This window comes from Flavonifractor sp., from assembly GCF_019422385.1.
Taxonomy (GTDB): domain Bacteria; phylum Bacillota; class Clostridia; order Oscillospirales; family Oscillospiraceae; genus Flavonifractor; species Flavonifractor avistercoris.
Window position 1 is genome coordinate 1 of record NZ_JAHZDL010000146.1, and the last position, 3012, is coordinate 3012.

Sequence of the window (3012 nt, forward strand, 5' to 3'; positions counted from 1 at the left end):
CGTCGTTGACCAGGGCGATGTCGGCGGCGTCCACGGCGATGTCGCTGCCCACGCCCCCCATGGCGATGCCCACGAAGGCCTTTTTCAGGGCGGGGGCGTCGTTGATGCCGTCGCCCACCATGCACACCTGGGTGCCCGCCCTCTGGGCCTGGTCGATCCAGTTCAGCTTGTCCTCGGGCAGGCAGCCGGAGCGGTACTCCCCGATGGACAGCTCCCCGGCGATGTGGGCGGCGGCCCGCTCGTTGTCGCCGGTGAGGAGCACCGGCTCCACCCCGGCGGCCCGGAGGCCGGCGATCGTGTCCCCGGCCTCTTCCCGCACCGTGTCCGACAGGGCGGCAAAGCCCACCGGCACCCCGTCCGCCGCCAGCCAGATCAGGGTGCAGCCCTGGCTGAGAAACTCGCCGGCCCGGGTCTCCGCTTCGGGGGGGATTGCCGCCCCCGCCTCTTCCAGCAGCTTCCGATTACCCGCCAGGATGGTCCTGCCGTCCAGCTCCGCCTTCAGCCCCCGGCCGGGCAGGGCCTGGAAGGAGTCCGCCGGGGCGGGCTCCTCCCCCGTCTTTTCCCGCCAGCCCCGCACCACCGCCTTACCCAGAGGGTGCTCGGAGGACCGCTCCGCCCGGGCCAGCCAGGCGTACACCTGAGCCTCGTCCACCTCGGGGGACAGGGCGCGCACCGCCGCCACCTCCGGCACGCCGTAGGTCAGGGTGCCCGTCTTGTCGAAGGCCACCTTGCCCACCTGGGCCAGCCGCTCCAGGGCGTCCCCCTCCCGCACCAGGAAGCTGTGGCGGGTGGCGTTGCCGATGGCCGCCATGATGGCGGTGGGGGTGGCCAGCACCAGGGCGCAGGGGCAGAACACCACCAGGATGGTGACCGCCCGGATCACCTGCCCCGTGATCAGCCAGGTCAGGGCGGCGGCGGTGAGGGCGATGACCACGATCCAGGTGGCCCAGCGGTCGGCCAGGCCCACGATTTTGGCCTTGCCCGCGTCGGCGGACTGGACCAGGCGGATCATCCGCTGGATGGAGCTGTCCTCCCCCACCTTTGCGGCCTCCATCTCAAAGGCGCCGAACTGGTTCACCGTGCCGCTGAACACCTCGTCCCCCGGGCCCTTGTCCACCGGCAGGGACTCGCCGGTCATGACGGCCTGGTTGACGGCGGTCTGACCGGAGCGCACCACCCCGTCCACCGGAATGGTCTCCCCGGGCAGCACCCGCAGCACATCCCCCACCGCCACGGCCTCGGCGGGGACGGTCTCCTCCCCATCCGGCGTGAGCCGCCGGGCCGTCCGGGGCGTCAGGTGGACCAGCTTCTCGATGCCCGCCCGGGCCTTGGACACCGTCAGCTCCTCCAGCAGGGAGCCCAGCTGCATGATGAAGGCGATCTCGCCGGCGGCGAAGATCTCCCCGATGGCCACCGAGGCGATGAGCGCCAGGGACACCAGCACGTCGGCCTTGATGTCAAACCGGGTCACCAGGCCCACGGCGGCCTCCTTCAATATGGGGATGCCGCACAGCAGGATGGCGAGCCAGGCCGGATCCACGGGGAAAGTCCCGAAAAAGCTGAACAGCAGAGAGACGCCGCCCAGAACGAGAAATGCAATGTCACGCTTCATATACCCATACCCCCTATGGGTATATTTATACCCCACCGGGTATCATTTGTCAAGAAAAAATGCGGCCATATGGGGCCGCAAAAAGCCTCGCAGAGTCAGCCTGTCGAAAAAGTCTTTTCGACAGGCTGCTGCATCTCCCTTCCAAACGCGGCTGCGCCGCGTTTGGAAGGGGTTTAGCTCATGTTGGCAAACCGCTCCACCGCCTTGGTGAAGCTCTCAATGGTCTGGTCGGCGTCGCCGTGCTCGATGCCGTCCCGGACACAATGCCTGATGTGTCCCTCCAGCACCACCTTGCCGCACCCGTGGAGGGCGGACTTGGCCGCGTTGATCTGGGCCAGCACATCCTCGCAGGGCACGTCCTCGTCCACCATGCGGTCGATGGCCTGCACCTGCCCGATAATCTTCCTCAGCCTCCGGTGGAGGTTGTCCGCGTCCATGCACTGCCGCATGGCTCTCACCCTCTTTCCTGATTTGTCCCTAGCATATCAGCTTTTCCGCCCCCTGTAAAGGGCGCAAAACAGGCCGGCGGGGTGCGCCGGCCTGTGGATCCTGATGTTCAGCTCCGCTCCTCAAAGCTGGCGCCGCAGTTGCGGCAGGTGACGGTGATCTTTCCCTTCCCCCGGGGCACCCGCAGGTACTGCCCGCAGTTGGGGCACTTGAAATAGCGGTGCTCCTTGTCCCGGTGGATGTTGTGCCGCAGGCGGAGCCAGCGGACTACCGGGCCGGCCAGGGCCAGGAACCGGGCGTTCTCCGCCCGGCGGCGGTCGATGCGGCGGGAAAACATGCGGAACAGATCCCACACCAGCACCACCAGGGCCAGCCAGGAGAGCCACCCCATGTGGGGCAGACCGGACAGAAGGATGAGCAGGACATAGACCACCAGCAGGAAGAGGGAGAGCTGGTCGCTGCCATACCGGCCGTACATCAGTTTTCGTAGGAAGTTCATTACCATGAAATACGGTCGTCTCCTTTGCAGGTAAACCTTAATTTTTTCTGAACCTATCATAGCGCCTGCGGGATTTTTCGTCAAGGAAGCAATCGTAAACAATATGTGAATTGTCCGTGACCGGCGGGCAGTTTTGGGCTTGCCGCCGGGGCAAAAAGCCGGTATACTGATCCAAAAAGCACGGGAGGGCCGTCTATGGGACGCATTGACAAGGAGAATTACTATCTGAACATCGCCGAGACGGTGGCCGGCCGCTCCACCTGCCTGCGCCGGTGCTACGGCGCCATCCTGGTGAAGAGCGACGAGATCATCTCCACCGGCTACAATGGCGCCCCCCGGGGGCGGCGCAACTGCGTGGATCTGAACTACTGCACCCGGGAGGCCCTGAACATCCCCTCCGGGGAGCGGTACGAGCTGTGCCGCTCGGTCCACGCCGAGGCCAACGCCATCATCT

Annotated in this window: 3 protein-coding genes and 1 pseudogene; 1 reads left to right on the top strand and 3 read right to left on the bottom strand. The window is 66.1% G+C overall.

Annotated elements, in window-relative coordinates:
* The 3 genes from QZ378_RS12530 to QZ378_RS12540 form a co-directional block, all read right to left on the bottom strand.
* The coding region (locus tag QZ378_RS12530; protein WP_291258507.1) for a cation-translocating P-type ATPase at positions 1 to 1612 on the bottom strand (1612 nt) is incomplete at its 3' end.
* Between the two features lie 173 nt (positions 1613 to 1785).
* Positions 1786 to 2061: a metal-sensing transcriptional repressor gene (locus QZ378_RS12535; protein WP_087238238.1), complete on the bottom strand. Its 276-nt coding sequence runs from the start codon at positions 2059 to 2061 to the stop codon at positions 1786 to 1788.
* Between the two features lie 107 nt (positions 2062 to 2168).
* Positions 2169 to 2564, bottom strand: a complete 396-nt coding sequence (locus QZ378_RS12540; RefSeq protein WP_191379477.1) for a hypothetical protein — start codon at positions 2562 to 2564, stop codon at positions 2169 to 2171.
* Positions 2565 to 2753: 189 nt separating this feature from the next.
* Here QZ378_RS12540 and QZ378_RS12545 point away from each other — a divergent pair.
* Positions 2754 to 3012: pseudogene (locus tag QZ378_RS12545) on the top strand (cytidine deaminase); the annotation flags it as partial.